The sequence below is a fragment of the Pseudarthrobacter sp. As-47 genome, assembly GCF_058215595.1.
Map to the genome: position 1 here is coordinate 119480 of NZ_CM177088.1, position 22815 is coordinate 142294.

General features: G+C 61.3%; 20 protein-coding genes and 1 pseudogene. 4 read left to right on the forward strand and 17 right to left on the reverse strand.

Annotation, left to right across the window (positions count from 1 at the left end):
• Nucleotides 1-2: 2 nt before the first annotated feature.
• From AC4BCK_RS00595 to AC4BCK_RS00650, 12 genes are all read right to left on the reverse strand, one after another.
• Nucleotides 3-1478 carry a Rieske 2Fe-2S domain-containing protein gene (locus AC4BCK_RS00595; protein ID WP_400602069.1) on the reverse strand — a complete coding sequence of 492 codons (1476 nt, stop codon included), beginning with the start codon at nt 1476-1478 and terminating at the stop codon, nt 3-5.
• 141 nt (nt 1479-1619) lie between these two features.
• Nucleotides 1620-2483 carry an aldo/keto reductase gene (locus AC4BCK_RS00600; RefSeq protein ID WP_400602071.1) on the reverse strand — a complete coding sequence of 288 codons (864 nt, stop codon included), beginning with the start codon at nt 2481-2483 and terminating at the stop codon, nt 1620-1622.
• Nucleotides 2473-3729 carry an MFS transporter gene (locus tag AC4BCK_RS00605; protein ID WP_490566456.1) on the reverse strand — a complete coding sequence of 419 codons (1257 nt, stop codon included), beginning with the start codon at nt 3727-3729 and terminating at the stop codon, nt 2473-2475. Before AC4BCK_RS00605 ends, AC4BCK_RS00600 begins: the two co-directional genes overlap by 11 nt.
• 62 nt (nt 3730-3791) lie before the next feature.
• Nucleotides 3792-4448 (reverse strand): N-carbamoylsarcosine amidohydrolase, encoded by a 657-nt coding sequence (locus tag AC4BCK_RS00610; protein ID WP_490566457.1) that lies wholly within the window; start codon nt 4446-4448, stop codon nt 3792-3794.
• 74 nt (nt 4449-4522) lie between these two features.
• Entirely contained in the window at nt 4523-5182 is a 660-nt protein-coding gene (locus tag AC4BCK_RS00615) for an ABC transporter permease (RefSeq protein ID WP_400602075.1), read from the reverse strand.
• A 137-nt stretch (nt 5183-5319) separates the two neighbouring features.
• Nucleotides 5320-6120 carry an ABC transporter permease gene (locus tag AC4BCK_RS00620; RefSeq protein ID WP_490566458.1) on the reverse strand — a complete coding sequence of 267 codons (801 nt, stop codon included), beginning with the start codon at nt 6118-6120 and terminating at the stop codon, nt 5320-5322.
• Nucleotides 6117-6878 carry an ABC transporter ATP-binding protein gene (locus AC4BCK_RS00625; protein ID WP_490566459.1) on the reverse strand — a complete coding sequence of 254 codons (762 nt, stop codon included), beginning with the start codon at nt 6876-6878 and terminating at the stop codon, nt 6117-6119. The genes AC4BCK_RS00620 and AC4BCK_RS00625 overlap by 4 nt, the downstream gene beginning before the upstream one ends.
• Nucleotides 6879-6940: 62 nt before the next feature.
• Nucleotides 6941-7951, reverse strand: a complete 1011-nt coding sequence (locus tag AC4BCK_RS00630) for an ABC transporter substrate-binding protein (RefSeq protein WP_364321838.1) — start codon at nt 7949-7951, stop codon at nt 6941-6943.
• Between the two features lie 394 nt (nt 7952-8345).
• Nucleotides 8346-9491: an MFS transporter gene (locus tag AC4BCK_RS00635; RefSeq protein WP_490566460.1), complete on the reverse strand. Its 1146-nt coding sequence runs from the start codon at nt 9489-9491 to the stop codon at nt 8346-8348.
• Nucleotides 9492-9856: 365 nt separating this feature from the next.
• The gene (locus AC4BCK_RS00640) at nt 9857-10906 is read right to left on the reverse strand and encodes a Bug family tripartite tricarboxylate transporter substrate binding protein (RefSeq protein WP_400602079.1); all 1050 of its coding nucleotides are present in this window, start codon (nt 10904-10906) and stop codon (nt 9857-9859) included.
• 50 nt (nt 10907-10956) lie between these two features.
• Nucleotides 10957-11541, reverse strand: coding sequence for a tripartite tricarboxylate transporter TctB family protein (locus tag AC4BCK_RS00645; RefSeq protein WP_364321847.1), 585 nt, complete (start codon nt 11539-11541; stop codon nt 10957-10959).
• Nucleotides 11542-11552: 11 nt separating this feature from the next.
• Nucleotides 11553-13013 (reverse strand): tripartite tricarboxylate transporter permease, encoded by a 1461-nt coding sequence (locus AC4BCK_RS00650; RefSeq protein WP_364321888.1) that lies wholly within the window; start codon nt 13011-13013, stop codon nt 11553-11555.
• Nucleotides 13014-14249: 1236 nt separating this feature from the next.
• Between AC4BCK_RS00650 and AC4BCK_RS00655 the strand changes: the two genes are divergently transcribed.
• Both AC4BCK_RS00655 and AC4BCK_RS00660 read left to right on the forward strand, forming a co-directional pair.
• Entirely contained in the window at nt 14250-14969 is a 720-nt protein-coding gene (locus tag AC4BCK_RS00655; protein ID WP_364321850.1) for a FadR/GntR family transcriptional regulator, read from the forward strand.
• Between the two features lie 627 nt (nt 14970-15596).
• Entirely contained in the window at nt 15597-16859 is a 1263-nt protein-coding gene (locus tag AC4BCK_RS00660; protein WP_490566461.1) for an NAD(P)/FAD-dependent oxidoreductase, read from the forward strand.
• Nucleotides 16860-16953: 94 nt separating this feature from the next.
• Here the strand turns inward: AC4BCK_RS00660 and AC4BCK_RS00665 are convergent, their stop codons facing one another.
• Genes AC4BCK_RS00665 through AC4BCK_RS00675 form a run of 3 tightly spaced genes read right to left on the reverse strand, consistent with a single transcriptional unit; the run spans nt 16954 to nt 19801 of the window.
• The gene (locus AC4BCK_RS00665) at nt 16954-17949 is read right to left on the reverse strand and encodes an amidohydrolase family protein (RefSeq protein ID WP_364321856.1); all 996 of its coding nucleotides are present in this window, start codon (nt 17947-17949) and stop codon (nt 16954-16956) included.
• Nucleotides 17946-18653 carry a 4-carboxy-4-hydroxy-2-oxoadipate aldolase/oxaloacetate decarboxylase gene (locus tag AC4BCK_RS00670; RefSeq protein ID WP_490566462.1) on the reverse strand — a complete coding sequence of 236 codons (708 nt, stop codon included), beginning with the start codon at nt 18651-18653 and terminating at the stop codon, nt 17946-17948. Before AC4BCK_RS00670 ends, AC4BCK_RS00665 begins: the two co-directional genes overlap by 4 nt.
• Nucleotides 18653-19801 (reverse strand): zinc-dependent alcohol dehydrogenase, encoded by a 1149-nt coding sequence (locus AC4BCK_RS00675; protein WP_364321861.1) that lies wholly within the window; start codon nt 19799-19801, stop codon nt 18653-18655. Before AC4BCK_RS00675 ends, AC4BCK_RS00670 begins: the two co-directional genes overlap by 1 nt.
• A gap of 99 nt (nt 19802-19900) precedes the next feature.
• Here AC4BCK_RS00675 and AC4BCK_RS00680 point away from each other — a divergent pair, with 99 nt between their 5' ends.
• On the forward strand, nt 19901-20848 hold the full coding sequence (locus AC4BCK_RS00680) for a substrate-binding domain-containing protein (RefSeq protein WP_490566463.1): 948 nt from the start codon (nt 19901-19903) through the stop codon (nt 20846-20848).
• A gap of 17 nt (nt 20849-20865) precedes the next feature.
• Nucleotides 20866-21230: pseudogene (locus AC4BCK_RS00685) on the forward strand (RpiB/LacA/LacB family sugar-phosphate isomerase); the annotation flags it as partial.
• Between the two features lie 72 nt (nt 21231-21302).
• Here the strand turns inward: AC4BCK_RS00685 and AC4BCK_RS00690 are convergent.
• Nucleotides 21303-21959 (reverse strand): 2,3-bisphosphoglycerate-dependent phosphoglycerate mutase, encoded by a 657-nt coding sequence (locus tag AC4BCK_RS00690; protein ID WP_364321870.1) that lies wholly within the window; start codon nt 21957-21959, stop codon nt 21303-21305.
• Nucleotides 21959-22807: an alpha/beta fold hydrolase gene (locus tag AC4BCK_RS00695; RefSeq protein ID WP_490566464.1), complete on the reverse strand. Its 849-nt coding sequence runs from the start codon at nt 22805-22807 to the stop codon at nt 21959-21961. Before AC4BCK_RS00695 ends, AC4BCK_RS00690 begins: the two co-directional genes overlap by 1 nt.
• Nucleotides 22808-22815: the final 8 nt, after the last annotated feature.

A 22815-nucleotide genomic window follows, 5' to 3' on the forward strand; every position in this document is an offset into this window, starting at 1 on the left:
GGCTAGGCCTCCTTTGACATGATCTGGGCGGCTGGGATAGCGGTGCTTCCGGCGGTGTTTCCGGTCGAAGCCCGTGAAGGGTCCGCCCCGCCAGCCGGGGGTGACTGAATCGGGTCGGTGCCGACGTGGAGCTGGGCCGCCTTCTCCATCGGCCGTTCAAGGTGGTCAGCCCACCGCCGCAGCAGTTCACGCTGGTTGTATTCGCTGTACCCGATCCGGGTGGAACCTGGCCCTGAATACTCATCGGCGGTCAAAGGTTCCACGACGTTCTGCCCGTTCTCCAGCATGCCCATGCGGCTGTTGAGCAACAGTCGCCGCGCCATCGGGCCACCCGCCGTGCTGGTCAGAGAGACCCAGTTTTCAACGTCATCCTGTTCGAACATGCCGCCGCTGCCGAAGCACATAAGATATGCCTTATACGAAAGCGCCTTGAATTCCTCAGACGCATTCTTGTCCACTGCGAACCATGAAACGATCTCGGTCTCGTCTTCGCTGATGGGCTGCCATTGGCGGATGGAGATGAACGGCAGAACTTCGTCGGAGTCTTCTTCTACGCGGGGCCAGTTATGGACGAAGCTCATGTTTGGGAAGACCGATGCGGCTGACACCATGAATCCGTCCTTGCCCACTACATCGAGCTGCTCCTGGCTCCACTGTTCCTTCATCCGCGCGATCATGTCGTCGGGGTAGCCGACATAGCGGAGCCGGTCCTCCAGTGTCCCCTCGGGAAGCTTGTAGGTGGTTCCGCCGCCGTTGCCGGCCCAGTACGTTGTTCCGTCCTTGCGCTTCTCGGCCTTTGGCTCGCGGAAGAGGCCAATTTCAACCACTGACGTGTGCGTCTGGGGTGTGTGGTACATGTCGCCGGCGAAGTTTTCGGCGCCGATCTTCCAGTTCGCTTTGACCCGCCACCGCTGCGGGCCGCGGAGTTCAATGCCGTCAGCGCTTTGCTTGGTGTAGTAGTCCATGTAGAACTTGAAATCGCCCAGGAAGTCCTCGAGAGGTTCCGCGTCGGGGTCAAGGCTGATGAAAATGAGACCGTTGTATATACCCAAAGACGGGGCGGGAAGCAGGGTCTGCCCTTTTTTCTTGAAGCCCTCCTCGCCACCGTAGGCCTCCTTGTGGAACGGAAGGCCAACGATTCGTCCGTCGTTGCGGTAGGACCAGCCGTGGTAAGGGCAACGGAAATGTGAGGCGTTTCCCATCTCGGCCCGGCAGACCTGCATTCCGCGGTGAAGGCACATATTGAAGAGGGCACGGATTTCGCCCTTTTCATCGCGGGAAATGATGAACGAGTCTTCCAGCACGCGGCGCACCACGTAATCGCCCGCTTCTGGCACCTCCGACTCGTGGGCAACGAAGAGCCAGCTTCGTCCAAAGAGGCGCTCCTTTTCGAGCTCGAAGATCTCCTTGTCGTTGTAGATATGAGCAGGGATCATGCCCCGCTGCACGTCCTGAATGACGCTGGTCTGATCTGTCATGAAAGGTCTCCTTCATTGGGCGCGCATGCTAAGTTCTAGGTTCTCTGCTTTGCAGAGCGTATTTCTGTTAACAAGAGGATGACGCAGAATGTGATGCTCGTCAACCCCCCTCTCTGGTCAGAAGAGAAGGGCACACCGGAATCAATGGCCGTTTTCGGGTGAGTCAGAGTCCCGTGCGGCCGCCTCGCCTCTGTCCAACCGCCGGATCGCAGCCATCTCGTCGGCGCTGAGCGAGAAGTCGAAGACGGATAGGTTTTCCTTGAGCCACAGCTGGTCGGACGCTTGCGGTATGGGCACGATGTCCTGTTGGACATGCCACCGCAGCAGGACCTGGGCTGGAGACTTGTTAAGGCGCTGAGCGATGTGGCCGATCAGCGGGTCAGCCCGCAAACCGGAGGACCGGCCGATAGGGCTCCAGGCTTCGGTGACTATTCCCAGTAATCTGTGGACAGCGCGCGGTTCCGTCCGCGCCAGGTCTGGGCTGAGCTGGATTTGGTTTACGTCGGGTACTACTCCCGTTGCGTCGATTATTTCCTTCAGGTGGGCAGGTTTGAAGTTGGAAACGCCGATGGCTTTTACACGGCCTTCCTCCAATAACTTCACGAGGCCCTTCCAGGCGTCCACGTACCTGCCCAAGGCCGGAACTGGCCAGTGGCACATGAACATGTCCAGGTGGTCAAGGCCGAGTTTGCGCAGGCTCTCGTCGTAGGCCCGCTGCACCCCATCGATGCTGTGGGACTCCTTGTTGAACTTGCTGGAAATGAACAATTCGGACCGGGGAACGCCTGCGGTGCGGATCCCCCGGCCGACCGCTTCTTCGTTTCTGTACTGGAACGCTGTGTCAACCAGCCGGTAACCGCTCTGCAGTGCGAAACGCACCGCAGTTTCACACTCGTCCTCCAGCATCGGCCAGGTTCCCAGGCCAAGCCGTGGAATAGCGTGTCCGTGCAGCAATTTCAGCCGGGAAATCTCCGAAGCCGTCGTATCAATCGTTTCAGTTGTCATCGGACACCTTTTTCTCGGGAGCTTCAAGCTGATTTTGTTGGAGCGGCCTGCAGGGACCTGATTCTGTTGGCTCCACTTGGCTGGGAGGGTCTTTTCTGCGGATACCTCCCGCCGCCGGAAGGGTCATCAGGACTCCGGCCGTGACCAGCGCTGCGGCAACGGGGACCACACTGACCAGCAGGGCCATGACAAACGGTGTAAGGAAGAGCGCTGAGGCCCGCACCGTACCAGTCAGGGCGAGAGCATCCCCGCGTTCTTCCGGGTGCACTTCATCTGCAGCTATCGCCGGCCCGACGGTCTGGAGGATCCCGGCACCAACGCCGGAAACAGCAAGGGCGGCGGCGGCGGCAACTGCGGCGCCGGCCAGTGGCCCGGCCGCGGCCAAGCCCGCCCCCGTGGCCAGGAGGCCTGTGGCAAGGGAGATCCTGTTGCCCCGCTTGCGCAGCCAGCTCGCAGATGCACTTCCGGCCAGAACGGCAGCGTTGGGTATGGCTACCAGGATGCCGATGACGGCGACGGGTTGTCCGGCAAGGGAGAGCACGATGGGCACGTAGGAGTCCAAGAGGCTCTTCCAGGCGCCCGCTCCGGCGTTCATCCAGCAGGCGGCATCGACGCCAGGCCGCCGCCAGAGGCCTCGCGCCATTATTCCGCCTGTGGCATGCTCCGGAGCAAACACAGGAAGCCTGGTCAGAAGGGCTGCAGGGATGACAGCCGCCGATCCTGCCACTGCACCCACGATCAGCGGCAACGGTGTCGAAAGTTCCCACAGATAACCTGCAAGTGCGGGCCCCAGCAGTGCCCCCACCCCTGCGGCGAGATTTACGTCAGTCAATCCCTTGACAGACGAGGTCGACATGCGGACGGCGTGCGTCTGGCTGCTGGTCCAGAACAAGGCTCGAGCCGAGCCCTGGACCAGCTGGGATGCTACGAAGACTGCCAGCGCGTCTGAGACTGCGATCAGAGCGCACGAGACGGCAATCATGAGCGCTGCTCCCGCGAGGAAGGCTTTATCGGGAACCCTGCGCATCAGTGCGCCCAGGAAGAGGCGCGTCACCAACTGCGAGACTGCTGCAAGTGCAACCATCATCCCGACTTCGACCGCGCTGTACCCTACAGCAATGGCCAATATTGGCACCACCACTGCCAGGGTTCCGAGGGCGAACGAGAACAATACCGTCGCGGCAATGCTCAGGATTCTGTCAGCGCCTGACAGGCCCACGGTCTGGCCTTTGCAGGATGATGGCACGCCGCCCATGGTCCGGAGTCCGGTTAGAGAGCCAGCACGGCGATTTCTTCGCCGTGCTGCGCTTACCCGCGGACATGTTCGAGATAGGTGTTTGCTTCCTCCAGCCCGACAACATCGCCGTATTTGTTGTCAATGTCGAAAAGGCTCGCGAGATGCGGCAGTTCAGCCCGGTCTCCCACACCCTCCTCAACAACGATGGTGTGGAATCCGTAGGAACATGAATCCACCGCCGTAGCTCGGATGCATCCACTGGTTGTGCAGCCGACGAGGATCAGCGTATCGATGCCTTTGGACACGAGACGGGCGGCAAGATCGGTGCCAAAAAAGCAGGATGCATATTTTTTCACGAGCAACATTTCATTGTTTTGGCGCTCGAGCCTGTCGTCGAGTTCCACCCATTCGCTTCCCTCGACCAACCAGCTGTTGGACGGTATTTTCTGGATCCATTTACCGGCCTCCTGCAGGTCGGTGTCGTACGCGACAGTTGAAAAGATGATCGGAACGCCAGCACCCCGAGCTCTTCCAAGAAGTTCCTGGGCTGCCTTTAGCTGTTCATCAAGGTCTCCGGCCAACGGCGATCTCGCATCCGTGAATCCGCGGATCATGTCAACCACCAGAAGCGCCGGCCGGCTCCCGAACCCGATCCTTCCGCCCAGTCCCTTTTCCTTGAACTGGGACCTTAACCTCTGGTATTCCTCTCGGGCAGCACTTGCAGACATGCTTTCCCCTTTCTTAGACCGTTCAGTAGTCAGACACCGTGGTGATGGGCGTGCAGGCCCCCTGGACCCGAGGGCTAGAGCTTGTTGCCCAGCCGCCGTTCGACTGCCCACAGGGCGAGGTTCCCGGCCAGTGCGATTGCAGCGAGGAGCACGATGATGCCGTACATCGTTGGCAGGTCCAACATGCCGTAGGCTCGCAGCGCCAGGAGCCCAAGGCCGGCACGCGCAGCGAAGAATTCGGCGATGATCACGTTGATGAACGCGATACTGAAGCCAATACGGATGCCCACCATGAGCGACGGTGCCATGGCCGGAACGTATATCTTGGTCACGGTCTGCAGCGGGGACAGGCTCAGCGAGCGTGCGAGCTTAGGCAGAAGCGGGTTAATGGCACGGACGCCTGCCGTTGTTGAGACCATGATGGGAAATACCGCTGCCAACGCGGCCATTGCCGACTGCGCCCCCACACCCACTCCGAAAATCTGGAGAAGAATGGGAAAGAAAATTACGCGTGGGATGGCGAAGGCGCCTGCGACGATGGGGTCGAAGACAGCACCGAGAAACTTACTCCGCCCAATGGCATAGCCCAAGGGAAAGCCTATGGCAGCGGCGATGAGGAACCCGATGGCCACCGCCTGCAGGGTCGCGTTGAGGTGCCGGTAAATAGAGCCATCGGCGAAGCGCTTCGCCAGCGCGTTAAGCGAGTCCGTGGGCGAAGCGACGAGGTCACTCATGGAAGACAGCAGCGCCCACAGGAGCACCAAGGTTACCAATACGGCAGCACGCCACACGTTGTCCCGGATGACCCGGGATCTGTTCGCACTCTGCTGAGTGGTGATTTTCGGGACCGAAGGAATCGTTACATCGGTACTCACAGCATGTCCCTTCTAATGCGTTTCTCCAGCCAGGTAAGCACGCTGTTGACCAACACGCTGAGAACGATGACAACGGCGATGTAGGCCCACATGTCTGCGGTATTCAGTTCCCGGTAGTAGAAGCCGGCCCGGAAGCCGACTCCTTGGGACGCGAGGATGAACTCCATGGCAACGGTGCCGATGACGGCGTAGATAAATCCGAGCTTCACACCCGGGAAAATAAGTGGCGTCGCCGCCGGAAACAGCACCTTCAAGTAGTACTGCCGTGGCGAGGCGCTGACAGAATTTGCGAGCTTGTGAAGGATAGGCTTGATGGCATTCAGGGCAACCATCGTGGTCAGCGCAATTGGAATCAGGGACATCGATGCAGCTATAACAATGATCGGTCCCGCGTTGAGCCCCATCACGGCCAAGAGAACCGGATAAAACAACAAAGTGGGCATTGCATAGCCGGTAACGATGAAGGGCTCAAGGATCCGCCCTGCAGCCGGCACCCGCCATAAGAAAACCCCGAGCGGGACCCCCAGCACAAGCCCGATGGTGAACGCCACCAGAATGGTAGTAAGAGTTCGTGCGGCGTCTTGCCCAAACTGTTCCGTTGGGACGATCGAGGCCAGCCGGGTAAGAATCTCCGATGGTGGCACCATGAGGGACTGGCTGATCATCCCCGTTCGCGTGGTGAGCTCAAGGACGGCAACAAGCGCCAGAATGATAACCCAACGGACAAGGGCCGCACGCGGAACGATGGGGGCCTTTTGCTGGCTCTGGACAGGCGGGGTCTTCTCCAGAACACTCACGCCAGCCGCGCTCCTGGCCCCAACGTTTTCTCCGCCTCAACCTTTACCAGCGCCCATAGGTGGTCTTCCAGCTCACGGAACCTGGGCAGCGCGTGGGTCCCCTCCGGTCGGGGACGTGGCAGGTCGATGGTTACCACCTCTTTGACAACGGAGGGCCTGGCTGACATGACCCAGACCTCGTCGGAGAGGTAAACGGCTTCCTGAATGTCATGGGTGATGAACAGCACGCGATTGCGTGTTTTCTCCCAGATACGGAGCAGTTCCCGGCCGATGAATTGCCGGGTCTGCTGATCCAGGGCGCCGAAAGGCTCGTCCATGAGCAGGACGCGCGGCTCCATGGCCAAGGCCCGGGCGATCGCGACGCGCTGCTTCATTCCACCGGAAAGCTGGCCCGGGCGGTGGTCCTCGAAACCGGTGAGCCCGACAAGTTCGATCATTTGGCGGGCGCGCTCATGGCGCTCCGCTTTCGGGAGGCCTTTGACCTCGAGGCCGAAAGCGACATTGTCCAGGACAGTGCGCCAGTGCAGGGTGGAGTCTTCCTGGAATACCATGGCAGTGTCCCGCCGAGGGCCCGTCACGCTTTCACCGTTTATGCTGACCGAGCCCTGAGTGGGCTTCATCAGGCCGCCGACCATGTCAAGCAACGTGCTTTTTCCGCAGCCGCTGGGGCCGATAACGGAAACGAATTTGCCTTCCGGTATCGCTCCCGAAACGTTAGCGACTGCGTGGGTGACTCCTGTCGCGGTACCGAAAGTCATTCCGATATTGTCGAAAACGACGTCACTGTCGTGTCCTACCGAATCGATTGGGGATATCTGGCTCATGAGAGGAAGTTCCTCATGACGATGGCATCCATGTCGGGTTCTTTGGTGATCTGGCCCTGTTCTTTACCGGCGGCGACGACGGCGGCGAGCTGGGCATCGGTGAAGTCCAGGCTGAAAAATTTCTGCGAGTTTTTAAGCGCCTCAAGAGCCACCTCGGGCTCGTATTTAATGGCCTTCCCGTAGGCGTCGGCGGCCTTTTCCAGGTCGTTGGTGATCAGGTCCATCGCCTTCTTGAGCGCCCGGCCCCAGCCCTTCAACGCCTCGGTATTTTCGTCTATGAACGATCCTGTCGCGACGAGGCAGGTGTCCGACCAGTCCGTTACATAGTCGCGGGAACGCCAGATAACTTTCGCTCCGCTTTCGGAGGCGATTTTCTCGGAGAGTGGCGAGGCCGTCCACGCGACGTCAACAACCTTCTGGGAGACGGCGGTCCAGGAGTCGCTCGCCGAGCCGACGCTGATAAGTTCAACGTCCTTGCCTGGAATAATGCCGGCCTCCCGGAGTGTGCGGTCTGCGAAATACGAGGAGTTTGACCCCGGCGTGCTGACTGCGACTTTCTTGCCCCTGATGTCCTCAATGGAAGTGACTGAAGAGTCCGGCAGTGCAATGAAGTCGACTGAGGCCGCTGTGTAAACATTGCCGAAGATTTTTACGTCCATGCCCTTCTCGGCCGCAATGAAGACCGGAATAGTGGACGAGGTACCGAAACCAATTCCCGACTCGATTCCTCGGACGGTGTCAAGCCCGCCTGGGAACTGAATATGCTCGAGGGTCAGTCCCTCTTCCTCGTAGTAGCCCTCCGACTGGGCGATGAAGAAGGGGGCGGAGTGGATGAGGCTGGCCAGACCCGTGATTGCTACGTCGCCGGAATATCCCTTCTGACCTCCACCGCCGCCGCTGCCGCCACTGTCCTGGCCGCAGGCTGTGAGGCCTCCCAGAAATAGTGTCCCGCCCGCTGCGGCCGTGATTTTGATAAATCCGCGACGACCCATTGCTTCAAAACTCATTCGGCTCTCCCTCGTCTTTGTGTTAGATCCGTGGTCGTTCAAGTGAAACACATCACTTTACCGCTGTCCAGATAAAAGTTCTGCCCAGCAGAGCGCACCAGGCTAGCAGCCTTCAACCTTGAGCCACAGCCAGCCGCAATACCAAAGCCACGCCAGGTAATGCAGTTAAGTTCAGCGGGGAGTGGGTCGACGCGTCCGCTTTGCCGTTGATTGGCGCGGCACACTTGGGATGGAGCATGACCGTCCCTCCTCATGGCACAAGCCTTCGTTCGGTGCGAAGCGATCCAGGTGGGGCCGAATACCCCGGTGCCAGACTCAGTTCCTATGGCAGAAATTGCTCTGCGTTTGGTCAGATTGGGAGCCGACTACATAGGTCCCGAAAGTGGTCGAGAATTTAGATCCTTCTCCATTTCCGAGGTGGTCGTAGGGCTATTGTGGCTGGCGTTGTTATGAGAATCCCGGCCAAAATCAGGGATGAAGCCAAGGGGGTGAAGGCGAGTATTCCGGCCATTCCGATTGGTGCCAGGAGGAGCGCTACAGCCCGGTAGGTACCGGCCAGAGCTAGCGCGTCGCCTCTTTCTTCGGGCCCCACCTCGTCGGCTGCAATCGCGGGACCGACTGTTTGGAGGATTCCTGCACCGAGCCCGGACAGGGCGAGTGAAGCAGCAGCGGCAAGGGTGAGGGTTGCAAGGGGTGCGGTGGCCGCCAGACCCAGTCCTGTGCACAGTAGACCCGTAGCGAAGGACGCTCTAATTCCGCGTTTCCTAATCCAACTACTGGCCGCGCTTCCTGCCAACATGGCACCGTTCGCCGTGGTTAAGAGCAGACCAATAACGACAGCGGGCTGTCCGGCGAGGGAAAGGGCGACCGGAACAAAAGAGTCAAGAATGCTTCGCCAAGCACCCGCTGCAACATTCATCCCGCAAGCAGCACGGACACCAGGTTGGCGCGAAATATGCCCGTTCCTGTCCTCGGAAGAGACCTTCCGCGCGAACAACGGGAATCGATGAAGTAAGGCCGCAGGCATGATCGCAATGCACCCGACAATCGCTGCAACCAGAAGTGGCAAGGGTGGGGATAGGCTCCAAAGAAGTCCGGCGCATGCGGGGCCGGCCAGAGACCCTACTCCGGCGGCGAGGTTCATCCGTCGCAAGCCTTTGACGGAGGTCGACGACGCACGCACCGCATGTGTCTGTGAACTTGTCCAGAACAGCGCGCGGGCGGCTCCTTGAACAAGCTGGGAAGCGGCAAAGACGAACAAGGTCGTCGAGAGCATGATCAGAACGCATGCCAGAGCGATCAGCACGGCGGACGTTACCAAGAGCATCTTGTCGGCGACCCTCCGCGTGAGTGGCCCCATCACCAACCGTGTCCCGATCTGGGTGACAGCGGCTAACGCTACAAGAAGACCGACCTGTGCAGCGTCATACCCAACACTCACGGCCAGCAAAGGCACCACTAGCGCAAGACTGCTGAGGGCAAATGAGAACATCATTGCCATCAGGAGGCTCAGCACGCGATCTCTTTTCCCTGGTGCCATAGCCTTCCCTGAGTGATTTGTTGAATAGTTTGCCGAAAGAAGAAGTCCTTGGCTTCTTGGCCTCAACCTGATTTGTCTCGCGAGGAAAAGAGCCGGCTCGCCTAGCCAGCGGTTACTTAGCTACTTAACCGGCTCAGTTCGATAAAGGCCCAACGTTTGTTGAGGCATGTGGGAGCTTTGATTAGTGCTCTGCCCTCAGTGTCGGTGCCGGCCAGCAACACTGCGTTCTTCCGGTTCAGATTTGGGACCAGGGGGGTTCCTACCGCCAACTCCGCACGGTAGGAACCCCCTTTGGCCGTTACCGGCCCGGCATGGTGGGCGGAGGGCTGAGTACGACAGCTATACCCTTGAGGGCCGGTGAAGAATTAGAACGACTGTTTCAAAACAGAGAGGTATTCCTCAGGCAATTCCTTTATCTTGTTGATTACCTGTTCTTCCAGGTCTGTTCCGGAGACGTAGCTGATGGGACGGAACTGCTTTTCCCCCTCTGCGAGTAGATCTTTATCTTTGGCGATCGTGTCAAGGGCACCGCGGAGGCACTCCAGCGCAGCCGGATCCATATCCTTAGGTCCGACCAGTGGCCGTCCCAGCTCGTTTACCGTCTGGTGCGCGGTCAGAAGCATTTCCTGTCGTTCGGTCAGCTCCAGTTCGCTGAACACAGGAGTGTCCGGAGCTTCCGGGACCCGTTCAGGTGCTATAGATAACAAGGGCGTCTGTTCTCCGCTGGCAATGCCCGCACGACGGGAGTCTGCAGGACCTGCAAGGCCGTCAACATTCCCTTGGAGGAGAGCGAGTTCGACTTCACTCTGGCCTTTGAATCCGGTCACTATTTGGGCGTTTTTGAGATCGAACGCTTCGATGAGGATCGAAGGAGTGATGTAGTCAGATGACCCGCGGCCGGAAGAACCGAACCGGAAGCCCTCAGATGCTTTCACGTCGTCCCAAGTCTCGTATTTACTTTCGGTCCCAGATACGAGCACAGTGTTATTTTCACCAACACGGCCTATGTAGCTCAGGTCATCCAGGCTGAACCCGGCTCCCTCCGCTTCCGCAAGAACGGCCGCAGCAACGCCTGCACCGTTCATGATTGCGATTTCGGTGCCGTCCCCTTTTGCACGAACCAAGCTGTTGATGGCCACCAGACCGCCGGCTCCAGGCTGGTTCTTGACGATCACCTGGGCCTTCAACGCCTTCCCCAGATCGGGGGCAATCAAGCGGGCATAACTGTCATAGCCGCCGCCAGGAGCGAACGGAACAACCACTGAAATGGTTTTGCCTTCGAGGCTTTCACAACCCCCGGCCGATGGTCCGGATTGAGGATTGCCGGACGCGCCACCGCATCCGGCAATAGCTAGGGTTGCCGAGGTCGCGAGAGCACCTATGCTCAGCCGACGCGAAAGGGATATATGACGCACTTTTGTTCCTGCCTTTTTGTAAAATGGATAATGCGGGTAATTGGAAAGCGCTATAAGCCTGTTAGAATTCCTACCGGGGTGGGAATGTAGAGTAGCCACCGGAACATAGTCAGAAGGCATAGGGTCAGAACGACTGCGTAAATTCCTGAAAACTTCCAGGACTTGTGCGCCCCCCATCGCAGGTAAAACAGGGCAAAAATACCGCTGGAAACGAATATTCCCAGAAGCCCTGTCAAGATGAGAAAGGCTGCGAGCCAGAGCAGAACCGTGACCCAAGCCCGTGTTCCCGCTGTGGCAAATACATATTCGGCCTCGTCGCTCTCGGCGTCGTCATCTTGGTTTTGATGTGGCCTGTCGCCGCTTGCCTCAGCTGGGAGCTCGCCCCTATTCCTGCGTCGAAGCTGTTTCCAGCTGATGATCGCAGCCAGTCCAATGCTGAAGGCCAGGCCGGAGACAATGACCACCCGGGGGAAAACGGCTGCTTCGGACGGCCAAGTGAAGGTCTGTATAAGAGCTGCACACAGGATTACGGCAACCGTGAGCGTAAATACCATGTCTGCTCTTGGCGATGAATTCAGGGATGGACCAGCAGGAGTTGTTTTCACGGTGGAGCCAATCTTCGGTGCGGTTTTCATATCAACTTTCCTCACTTCGAATTACCGGCCGGAGAAGAAAGCTCAGGTTTCAGGCGGGAAGCGGCGCGCCGGTTGGTGCGGATACCGTAAATAACTGATCCAAGGATGACGACGCCCAGCACCAGCACGATCGGCCGCGTCATCCAGGTTGTGCCGAAAATCGAGTTGGCGAGGTTGAGGTAGGTCTCCGCGAATCCGCCGAGAACGACGGCGAGCAGGAAGGGAACCCGCGGCCAGTCCCATCGCAGGCACACGACTCCGAATGCGGAAGCTGCAACCATCACCAGTACGTCTGCGAAGCTGTTGGTTGCCGTGTAGGACCCGATGACGAGGAGCAGGACAAGTGCCGGAATAAGGACAGGACCTTGGAGCCTGGTCAGCTTCATCAGCGGACGGATGAACAGGAGCGCTATCCCCACCGCAACGAGGTTTGAGATAATTGTGATCCAGACCATGGACATGGTGACGTCAAGACGAGTGGTGAGCATCTCTTTGCCGGGGGTAAGACCTAGGATCATGAAGCCGCCGAGCAGGACAGCGGTAGCTGCCCCTCCAGGAATGCCGAAGGCGATCGTGGGAATGAGTGATCCGCCGTCCTTGGCGTTGTTGGTGGCACCGGCGGCAATGACTCCATCGATGGCGCCCTTCCCGAACTGCTCCGGGTTCTTCGAAGTCTGTTTGGCATGGCCGTACGCCATCCATTGAGCGACAGATCCGCCCAGTCCGGGCAACATTCCTATGAGGGCCCCTATGCCGGCAGAACGAAGAACCACGCTCCAGTGCCTGAATACGTCCAACACTCCCTGTCCAGTCCCATGCAGTTTGTTCTGCCCAGGACCGGAGGGCTGGGCGATGCTGCTCTTGCTGAGCATGAGCTGCAGCACTTCAGCGCCTCCGAACAAGCCGACAACGATCGCAATCAGGTTGATGCCGTCCCACAAGTACAGCTGACCGAAGGTAAACCGCTCGATTCCCACCTGAGGATCGACACCTACTAATGCAACCAACAGGCCTATGGACACCATAATGAAGCCCTTAAAAAGCTGCTTTCCTGCGAGGGTTATGACAAAGGTGAGGCCGAGAATCGTGAGTGCGAAGAACTCAGGGGCGCCGAGGGCGAGCACCACGGGCCGGATGAGAGTAATCGACAAGGCAAGAACGACAGCACCGAAGATGGCGCCCATCGCAGAGCTGGTGAGCACCGCACCGAGGGCCCGTCCGCCCTGGCCCTTTTTGGTGAGTGGATAGCCATCCATTACTGCCGCTGCGGAGGTGGCCTCTCCCGGTACGCCGAAGAGGACTGAGGTGAGATCCCCTGTAGTTGAGGTCACCACCCACATGCCGAGGAGAAACGCGAATCCCTGGACTGGTTCCATGCCGAAGGTGAACGGCAGCATGATCGCCAGTGTGACGGCGCCCCCGAGGCCCGGGAGTATACCCACCAGGAACCCGATAAGTATGCCCAGCAGCATGATCGCCAAGGTGGCTGGCTGTAGAACCTCTGTGAGGCCACTGGATATTGCTTCAAGCATTGGAAAGGTTACCTACTCTCATGTCCTCCGAGGCGCCTCATCGCGCCCGGACAAAGGCTTTTCGTATGCGCTGTCTCACACCTTGGCCTTGGACTAACCAATATGCCATAGAAATGCGATGCGCGTTACATTTTTTCGTAACTTTGCGGAGAACTTACCTTGCGGGCGTACGGGGCGGGGTCCCGTGATCATCCGCCAAGATGGCGTCGGACGGGCCGCCTCGGAACCCAGTGGGTCTGGAAAGCGGGCTTTCTGGCGTAGCAATTTGGGGCACGTAGATTATTGAGCCTACCTACCCTCAAGTTGCGGAGCAGGCGAAGACCCAGCGCGCGGTCCATGGCACGCCGGGTCAGTAAAGGCGGCGGAACGTTCTAATACAGACCCGCTGCTGGCTGATCGTTCCGGCCGCGACGGGCGCACGTGCCGACATGGAACCTTGCCAGCTTCACCGCGCTGTCGGGGCACGCGATCTGCTCCGGCGTGGCCCAGAGATGATCCGTGCTACGAGGCTCTGCTCCAAGCGACCTGTTGCGAACGCGGACCTCCATGCCGCGATCCGCCGGAGTCTGCACCAGGGTTCCGAACCTTGGGTCCCCACACCCTGGTTTCGCGAAACCTGGGAGCGGCTTCGGACCGGGGGTGCAGTTGCCGAGGCCGGAGAGGCCGGTCCCGGAGATGTTGAGGGGCGTGGGCACTTACAGGTTTCCCGCGGACCCCGCCCTCGTGGTAGATCCTTGGACCAACGAAGCTGGCGGCGCGAAGACAGTGAATTGAAGTCGTGGGATACCGACTTTGCCGAGTTGGGCGTCACTGTCCGCGAGAGGAGGACAGTGTTGCCCAGGATTATGTATGTGGCCGTGGACGGCACTGGGCACGCGGACGGTTTCATTTTTTACCGCAGGGCCGGTGCGGTTGGTGGCTCCCGTGCCCAGGCCAGGCTTCGAGGGAGGTGACGGGCGTGCTTTTCCGGGGCGCCGGATGGCAATCTGGCGGGGCTTGGTGAGTTTGCGCGCGAGGGGGAAATACTACGCGGCTGGCGCGGCAAGAGCCCATTCATTATTCCATTGCTCTATCATTCCATTAGGCTTATTTACCTCGCAGTAATCGCTGGGAGGCTGACATATGCGTTCTGATCGCATCGCCAAACCGTCTGACTGACGGTCGACAGGGGGGACAATGGCCACCAACACCGAGGGCATGTTCCTCCCCGTGAACGTTGACCGGGCTTCACAGGTCATCGTCGACCAGATCAAAGTTCTCATTCGCGCGGGTAAGTTGCAGCCGGGCGATCGGCTGCCCAGCGAACGCGAGTTGTGCCAGCGGTTCAACGTCAGTCGTGTGACTGTCCGCGAGGCGTTACGGGTGCTCGAGACCAACGGACTGCTCACCATCCGCGTCGGCTCCCACGGTGGCGCCTTCCTCACCAGCCCTTCGGCCGAGCGACTCGGCCTGGGTCTGGCCGACCTCATTTCGCTCGCGCCTGTCACGGCACACAACGTCACCGAAGCGCGCTTCATCGTCGAGCTTGGCACCCTGCCCCTGGCGGTCGAGCGGGCCACGGAGGAGGACATCGCCGCTCTTTTCGCGATGGTCGAGGAGGCCGAGCAGGCCGTTAAGGCGGGACAGTACAACGTGGAGCTCTCCGCCGCGTTCCACACCCGGATCGCGCAGTGCACCCACAACCCAGCGATCGAGATGCTGATGCAGAGCTTCAACGGTCCTATGCGGATGTCGCTCGCGGAATCGCACATTTCCGCGCCTATGGGCAAGCAGGGTGTTGCAGAGCACCGCAGGCTTGCCGAGGCCATCGAAGCGCGCGACGTTGAAGCCGCCCGAACGGTCATGACCGAGCACCTCGGCCGGACTGCCGAGCGCGTTCGCACTCACAGCTCCTAAGACGGTGCCGGGAAATTCATTTCCGGGCGGGCTCTATGCCGGCGACCAGCGTCGTTATTTGTTTGAAGGCGCGGCTGGTTTCCGCTACGCCAGGAATCCGGGGTCGAAGGGGCATGTCGGTGCCGGTGACCTTGGCTACCCAGACCGGTGCCTGATCGGTGCCCTCACGGGCGGGTCTGCCGACACGTCCATGCATCCCCGATACCTTCCAGCGGGAGGCGTCGGGCAGCATTGAGGAACCGCGTTGGAGGGCCGGCCGGCCCGCGGCGCCGGTAGCTAACCAGGTCAATCCGCTGCAGCCCAATGTCGCCGAAGCCGTAGTGGTAAAAGGCTTTCCCCGCTGCTCTCGAGAAGGCCATCAAGCGAGCATTCTTCTTCTGTAGATCCGTCAGTGCGATGTAGCCGTCGCGTCGGAAATCCCTTCGTGGCAACTCCGCCGCCAAACAAGGGTTGTCGTGGGTTGGAACAAAACTTCGCAATCCTGCATTGCCAGACGAGTGCCTGGCTCCCGCCTCGAATGCAACCCTTGACACAGTCCTCCCAAGTTTGCGAGATCTCTGCGCTTCAACCCTCGCCACGCGGCACCTTGAGGCGCTATGGTTTAATGGACTAACCATAGGAGGATACATGACCATCTCCGCTCCCGGAACCCTCATCATCGGCGCCAGCCAGGCCGGCTTGCAGATTGCAACGTCTCTGCGCGACTTCGGTGACACCGCTCCCATCATCCTGGTCGGCAACGAAGACGTTGCCCCGTACCAGCGCCCGCCACTGTCCAAGGCCTACTTGGCTGGCAAGGCAACGGTCCAGTCTCTCGGCTTCCGCTCGCTGGACTGGTACGCCGAGAAGCAGATAGAACTACGCCTTTCCACCCACATCGAGGACATCGAGCTTGATGCGACCGGCTCGGGCAGCGGCGTCGCCGTCACCAGTACCGGAGAGAAGCTCCCCTTCGCGCGCCTCGCACTCACCGTGGGCGGCACGCCACGCCGGCTCCCGATTCGCGGCGCCGACCTCGACGGAGTCTGTGTGCTGCGCGATATTGCGCACGCTGATGATCTGCGCACCCGCTTGGAGGCCGCGTCCAATGTCGTCGTCATCGGTGGCGGCTTCATCGGGCTGGAGGCAGCGGCCGCCGCGACGGCCGCTGGCAAAGACGTGACCGTGGTCGACGTCGCCGACCGGCTTCTGGGCCGAGCCGTGGCCCCGGAGGTCTCGGCGTTCTACCTGGCAGCGCACCAGCGCCGCGGCACCAAGGTGCTCCTGTCCACCGGCATCGACGCGATCGAGGGCAACGAGCAGAACGCCGTGATCGGGATCCGCCTCGCCGACGGCACGGTGCTGCCAGCCGACATCGTACTCGTGGGCATCGGGCTCGTGGCACACACAGACCTCGCCGCGAAACTCGGCCTCGAGATCGATCGCGGAATCGTCGTGGACACGCTCGCACGCACGAGCAACCCGAACATCGTGGCCGCTGGTGACTGCGCCACCCTCCCTCACCCGCTCACCGGTGAAGGCCGCCACCGCATCGAGTCGGTCCAGAACGCGATTGCTCAGGCGCAGATCGCCGCAGCAACGCTCGTGGGACGCCCGCAGGGCCCGGCCGCCGTGCCGTGGTTCTGGTCAGACCAGGCGGACCTCAAGCTCCAGATTGCCGGCCTGTCCAACGGATACGACGAAGTGGTGGTTCGTGGCCAGCCGGACACGGAGCAGTTCTCGGTACTCTACTACGCTGCCGGACGTCTGATCGCGATCGACTCCATCAATGCCCCTCGTGACTACATGGCGGTCCGCAAGCTCCTCGGCACCGGCGGCACGATTCCCGCTGAGCTCGCCGGAGACACAAACATATCGCTCAAGGACCTCGTGGCGGCCCTGACAGTCTGATCCAGCCGGCAGTCTGAGCGGCATTCAGTAAAAGACGGCGCCCCTCACCTCCGTGGAGGTGAGGGGCGCCGTCGTTATAGCAGGGATTCTCGGCTCAGGAAGTCGCGGGAACGCGCGCGGCCAGTCCCGGATAAACCTCAAGGGCGTTCTCTAGGAGGATCCGGCGTTCATTCTCCTCAGAGAGACCGGCACCCTTGACATAGACCAGGGTATTGTCCCACTCCACACCGGTCTCCGGGTCCGCGCCACGCACGGCACCGAGCATCTCGGAAGCGAAGAGGATGTTGCGGGACGGGACAACGCGGGTCAGCAGGTCGATACCCGGCTGGTGGTACACCGCGGTGTCGAAGAAGACGTTGTTCAGCAGCTCGGAGGGATCCTGCCAGCCGTTACGCATGGACAGACCACGGTAACGGCCCCAGTGGTACGGGACTGCACCGCCGCCGTGCGGGATCACGAAACGCAGTCCCGGGAAGCGCTGGAAGAGGTCCGACTGCAGCAACTGCATGAACACGCTTGTGTCCGCGTTCAAATAGTGCGCACCGAGGGTATGGAAGTTCGGATTGCACGCCGTGGACACGTGGATCATGACGGGGATGTCGAGTCCCTGGATAACCTCGTAGAGGTCAAACCAGGACTCGTCCGTCACTGGCTTTCCCGCCCAGGTCCCTGAGGGATCCGGGTTAAGGTTCGCGCCCACGAAGCCCAGCTCGGTAACCGTGCGTCGCAGCTCGGCAATGACACCCGCATGGTTGCCCTCCGGTGTTTGTGGCAGCTGCGCCACCGGCGCGAAGTGTTCCGGGTACAGCTGGCTCACACGATGCACCAAGTCATTCGAGGCCTGCGCCCAGGCGTTCGCGATGCTGGCATCCGGGACGTGATGATCCATGCCCGAAGCCCGCGGCGAGAAGACCATGAGGTCCCCGCCGCGCTCCCGCAGCACGCGCAGCTGGTTCGGCTCCACGCTTTCGCGAAGTTCATCGTCGCTGATCGCCGGGATCGTAGCGTTCTCACCGGTGAGCTGGGCCTTACGGAAGGCGAACAGCTGCGCAGGCTCAGTGGTGTAGTGGCCGTGAATGTCGATGATCACTTCTGGGCCTCCTGAATCCAGTCCTCGTACGAGATGTAACGGATGCCAGCCTTTTCAATCAACGGACGCATATTGTTGACGTCCAAGGCAATCTCGCCAGCCTGGTACCGCGCACGTGCCTTCGCTTCCTTCTCTTCGCGCGCCTTCGAGGCGGCGAGTACCTCGGCTGCCTTGAGGCGAGGCACGACGACGACGCCGTCGTTGTCGGCGATCACCACGTCACCGGGGTTGACAATTCGGCCGGCGATCGAGATGGGGACATTAATGTCGCCAAGGGTTCCCTTGCCGGTTCCCTCGGCCGATACGGCCTTGGACCATACCGGGAAGCCCATCTCCTGAAGATCGGCCACATCCCGCACCCCTGCTTCGATGACGAGTCCCCGCACGCCGCGTGCTTTAAGCGAGGTGGCAAGGAGGTCGCCGAAGTAGCCCATATCGCATGGCGCGGTGGGTGCAACAACCAGGACATCGCCGTCGGCGCACTGCTCCACCGCGACGCCGATGGTGGTGTTGTCGCCCGGGGCGACCGTGACAGTGACGGCGGTGCCGGCGATCCGGGCTCCCGTCTGCACAGGGTTGATATGCGAGCCGAGCAGGCCCTCGCGACCCTGGGCCTCATGAACAGTGGCGACGCCGTAGCTAGCGAAGGCGTCCACAATGTCCCGTTCGGCGCGCGGCGGGTTAGTCACAACAAGACCGGCCATCAGCGCACCGCTCCGCCGGGCTGACCGATCATTTCGGGCATCATCGAGACGTGGATGGCATCCTCATCGGTTTCGCCGGCGAGCACGCGGATGGCGTGGTCCACCTGGTCGATGCCGTAGCGGTGCGTGGCGAGCTTCTCCAGGGGGTAGCGGTGGGAGGCAAGCTGAGCCACCGCAAGTTCGCAGGCGTTGAAGGAGTGGCCACGGGCCGATTTGATGGTGATTGCCTTCTCGGTAACCTGCTTGACCGGGAAATCCGGGAACGCCGCCAGTTCGCCCTGGATGAGCAGGGTGCCCTCGCGGCGCTTGAGGACGTCGACGCCGAGCAGCACCGGAGCAGTACCGGCACGGGAGGTGCAGTCGAGCACATAGTCCAGGCCCCGGCCGTTGGTCAGATCCATGATCTTCTCGCGCGGGTCCTCGGTGAGAACGTCGATTACCTCATCGGCGCCGAGTTCCTTGGCCAGCTCGAAACGGGCTTTGTCGCGCGTGGTGCCGGAGACGATCACCTGGGCAGCGCCGGCGGTTTTCGCGGCAACAAGCTGGGCAAGGCCCTGCTGGCCGGGACCCTGGATCAGCACGGTGTCGTTGTAGCCGATGCCGGCGGTCAGGAGCGCCCATTCGATGCCGTTGGATAGCGGCATGACCAAGCCGGCCTCTTCCGCCGTGACGGTGTCCGGGATCTTGTGGAGCACCGCGTTCCACGGCAGATACATGTATTCCGAGAATCCGCCCCAGAGAGTTCCGGGGAAGTCAGCGGAGGTGTATCCGAAACGGCGCGCGTCCGGGTTGGTGCGCCAGTCGGTGGCCTCGCAGTGGCGATATTCGCCAATGCGGCACCACTCGCAACTGAAGCAGGCAACATAATGCTCCACGAAGACGCGGTCGCCTTCTGTGAGTCCTTGGCGCTTCTTGAACTTTTCGCCGGCCTCCACGATGACGCCGACGTTTTCATGGCCCATGATCACCGGGCCCTGCGTGGCCCGGGTCGTGGGCGGTTTGGAATAAAGCTTCACGTCCGTGCCGCAGATTCCTGCGACCTCGATCTTCAACAGGGCCGACTCATCGTCGATATTCGGCCGGTCAAATTCACGCATTTCGGTGGTTCCCGGAGCAACCCGGACCGCCGCAAGCACCTTCTCAGACATCTACTGGCTCCCTCGAGCACGGCCTACAGGCCTTGGCAAAATGGTTAGTCCAATCTAACATGCAAATGTAGGCCATCACTAGACCTCAACGGAGGCACCATGCCCGTCCAGCTTTCCGCCCTCAGCCGATCCCAAGGAAATAACAGCCGCGTCAAGGACGGCACGGTTGCCCCTGAAGGCTACTCGCTCCATTTCGAGGAGGTGCCCGTCCTCGTCCAGGGATTCCGTCGCATGGTCCGCGAACTTGCCTTCGACGTCAGCGAAATGGCGCTCACCACCTACCTCACCGCCAGGGAACACGGGGTAAAGTTCACCGCCCTGCCGATCTTCCTGGTCCGCGGTTTCCACCACAACGCGATCATGGTCCGCCAAGATTCCGGCATCACCGATCCCGGACAGCTTGTGGGCAAGCGCGTCGGTGTGAACCGCGGCTACACCGTGACCACCGGCGTCTGGGCCCGCTCGATTATGGCAAATCAGTATGGCCTTGACCTCGACTCCGTCACTTGGGTTCTCTCCGGCGACGAGCACGTCGAGGCGTACAGGCCGCCGTCGAACGTCATTTCCGCCCCGGCTGGCAAGACGCTCGAACAGATGGTGCTCGACGGCGAGCTCGAGGCCGCGATCGGCGTCAAGAGCGACTCCCCCGACATTGTCCCGCTCATCCCCAACGCGAACGACGTCGCCCTCACAGCCCTGCGCGCAACGGGCCTCTACCCGATCAACCACCTCGTGGTCATCAAGGACGAGGTCCTGGAGGCACACCCGGATGCAGCCGTGGCGGTGTTCGAGGCGTTCGCCGAGTCCAAGCGCCAGTATGTCGCCGATCTGAAGGCCGGTGCGATCGCGGAGCCGGATTCCGCTGACCGCCTCCACCTCAAGGTCCTTGAGGCGACAGGCTGGGATGACCCGCTTCCCTATGGCATCGAGCCGAACCGTGCCGTGCTCGAGGACCTTATCGAACAGGCAAGCAAGCAGCGCATCTTGACCAAGACCGTGAAGCTGGAGGAGCTATTCGCGGAGTCCGTTCGTGGGCTCGTCGGCTAGGCAATAAGACTGTTCGTATGCGTATCGCCGTCCCCGCCGACCACAACGGCATCGAGTTCAACGCTCGGCTGCTGCTGTGGCTCCGCGAGCGTGGCCGTGAGACGTTCGACGCCGGGGCTCACGATCCCGGCGTCGTCGTCGGTTATCCGCCGCTGTGCGCGGTGATAAGCCGCCGTGTCGCCCACGAAGAAGCGGAGTTGGCTATCGTGATCGGCGGCGGCAGCGGGCAGGGCGAGGTGATCGCGTGCAACAAGATCCGTGGGTGCGCGCGGGCCTCGCCTACAACCACTTCGCGGTGGAGATCTCGCGGGGCAACGATGACGCCAACGTCATGGTGCTCGGCACCAAAGTCTTCGGCGACGATCAAGCGCTGGCTCTGGTGGAATTGTGGCTGGGGACGCCGTTCAAGGGCCGGCAGCACGCAGACCGCGCGGCGATGATCAGCGAACTCGAATCACGGAACTGGAATCTGCGCCCGAATAGTGACCGGAACCGCGGTGCCCAGCTCGCGGCAGCCCGTCTCATCCAGGGACGTCCCCGTGCACACGTGCATCAGGGCCCGCAGCGCGTTGCCATGCCCCACCACCACCACGGTTCGGTCCGCGGCGAGTTCCGGGGCCAGGACATTGCGCCAGTACGGCGTCATACGTTCTACGACATCCGCAAGGCTCTCCCCGGCAATGGCCGCCGCTTCGGGAAGTGCGGCGTAGCGCGGATCGGCGCGCTGAGCGGCAAGTACAGCATCGTCTGCTTGGGGCGGTCGGCCGTCGACGCCGCGGCGCCACCACTGAACGTTTCCGGCGCCGAAGCGCGCCCGGGCTTCGTCCTTGACCAGGCCCTGAAGCGCGCCATAATGCCGCTCATTGAGCCGCCAGTGCGCGCTCGGCGACAGCTCCCAGCCGGCTTCCTCGATCAGCAAGCGGGCCGTTTCCACGGCCCGCCCGAGGACGGAGGTGTGTACCGCATCGGGACACAGCCCCGCGAGGCTCCCGGCCGCGTCGCGCGCCTCGGCGCGGCCGCGCTCGGTGAGGGGAACGTCGAGCCAACCGGCGAATACATCGTCGGCATTCGCGACGCTCTCACCGTGGCGCAGCAGCACCAGGCGGGGCATCAGTGCTGCTCGAGGAAGGCCCGGATCCGTGCGGGGGCCGTTTCCGGAGTCTGTTCGGCAACAGGAACGTCCCAGTAGTCGTGAACCGGGAGGCATTCCTCGAGGTAGCGCGCGGCCGATGGCGCGTGGGAGCTGTCTTGGCCGGGGACGATCAGCCCGGGCACCTGGAGGGCCATGAGATCCTCGGCTTCAACGCCCGGCACCGTGTCCCGGTCGAACAGACCCCGCACGGTTCCGCCCACGATCAGTTCGTACGTCTTCACGTCCAAGGCTGCGTAAGCCGCGGCGAACTCCTCATTGCTGCGCAGCGGCGCCGCCCAGGGCCCGACGCGGGGATCCTTACTGAATCCGGCGGTGGTCGATCGGGCGAGCTCGACGACGGCCTGCATGCCGTGCTCCATCGCGAAGGCGAGGTGCTGGATGAAGCGGCGGTGCTGACCCATGCGGTACTGCGGTCCACCGGCAGGAGAGAACAGGACCATGCTGCGCACGCGTTCTGGGTGCCGGACGGCCAGCGCGGCCGCCGTCGAGCACCCAACGCAACCGCCCATGGTGTGGACGGTTTCGTATCCAAGGTGATCGATGAGACCCAGCGCCTGGGTCACATAACGGTCCCAAGTGAGGCGCTCCACTCGACCGCCGGACTGTCCGGACTCGCGCCGGTCGAAAACGACGCAGGTGTAGCTGTCCTTGAGCGCATCGACGAAGCCGAGGTCCCGGTAACGGCCGAAACTCGTCCAGTTTTCCAGAGTGGAGTCGAATCCGCCCGGGCTGAACATCAGCAGCGGCGGGCCTTCACCCACCGTTTCGTAGCGGGTGGTGATTCCGTCAATTTCGACGACGGGCATGACTAACT

Excerpts from the sequence above, each read along its gene's own strand:
- AC4BCK_RS00635 (WP_490566460.1), bottom strand. The coding sequence starts at position 9,491 with ATGGCACCAGGGAAAAGAGATCGCGTGCTGAGCCTCCTGATGGCAATG.
- AC4BCK_RS00595 (WP_400602069.1), bottom strand. The coding sequence starts at position 1,478 with ATGACAGATCAGACCAGCGTCATTCAGGACGTGCAGCGGGGCATGATC.
- AC4BCK_RS00625 (WP_490566459.1), bottom strand. The coding sequence starts at position 6,878 with ATGACTTTCGGTACCGCGACAGGAGTCACCCACGCAGTCGCTAACGTT.
- AC4BCK_RS00695 (WP_490566464.1), bottom strand. The coding sequence starts at position 22,807 with ATGCCCGTCGTCGAAATTGACGGAATCACCACCCGCTACGAAACGGTG.
- AC4BCK_RS00675 (WP_364321861.1), bottom strand. The coding sequence starts at position 19,801 with ATGTCTGAGAAGGTGCTTGCGGCGGTCCGGGTTGCTCCGGGAACCACC.
- AC4BCK_RS00650 (WP_364321888.1), bottom strand. The coding sequence starts at position 13,013 with ATGCTGCTGGGCATACTTATCGGGTTCCTGGTGGGTATACTCCCGGGC.
- AC4BCK_RS00670 (WP_490566462.1), bottom strand. The coding sequence starts at position 18,653 with ATGGCCGGTCTTGTTGTGACTAACCCGCCGCGCGCCGAACGGGACATT.
- AC4BCK_RS00630 (WP_364321838.1), bottom strand. The coding sequence starts at position 7,951 with ATGAGTTTTGAAGCAATGGGTCGTCGCGGATTTATCAAAATCACGGCC.
- AC4BCK_RS00660 (WP_490566461.1), top strand. The coding sequence starts at position 15,597 with ATGACCATCTCCGCTCCCGGAACCCTCATCATCGGCGCCAGCCAGGCC.
- AC4BCK_RS00645 (WP_364321847.1), bottom strand. The coding sequence starts at position 11,541 with ATGAAAACCGCACCGAAGATTGGCTCCACCGTGAAAACAACTCCTGCT.
- AC4BCK_RS00615 (WP_400602075.1), bottom strand. The coding sequence starts at position 5,182 with ATGAGTGACCTCGTCGCTTCGCCCACGGACTCGCTTAACGCGCTGGCG.
- AC4BCK_RS00680 (WP_490566463.1), top strand. The coding sequence starts at position 19,901 with ATGCCCGTCCAGCTTTCCGCCCTCAGCCGATCCCAAGGAAATAACAGC.
- AC4BCK_RS00690 (WP_364321870.1), bottom strand. The coding sequence starts at position 21,959 with ATGCCCCGCCTGGTGCTGCTGCGCCACGGTGAGAGCGTCGCGAATGCC.
- AC4BCK_RS00610 (WP_490566457.1), bottom strand. The coding sequence starts at position 4,448 with ATGTCTGCAAGTGCTGCCCGAGAGGAATACCAGAGGTTAAGGTCCCAG.
- AC4BCK_RS00655 (WP_364321850.1), top strand. The coding sequence starts at position 14,250 with ATGGCCACCAACACCGAGGGCATGTTCCTCCCCGTGAACGTTGACCGG.
- AC4BCK_RS00600 (WP_400602071.1), bottom strand. The coding sequence starts at position 2,483 with ATGACAACTGAAACGATTGATACGACGGCTTCGGAGATTTCCCGGCTG.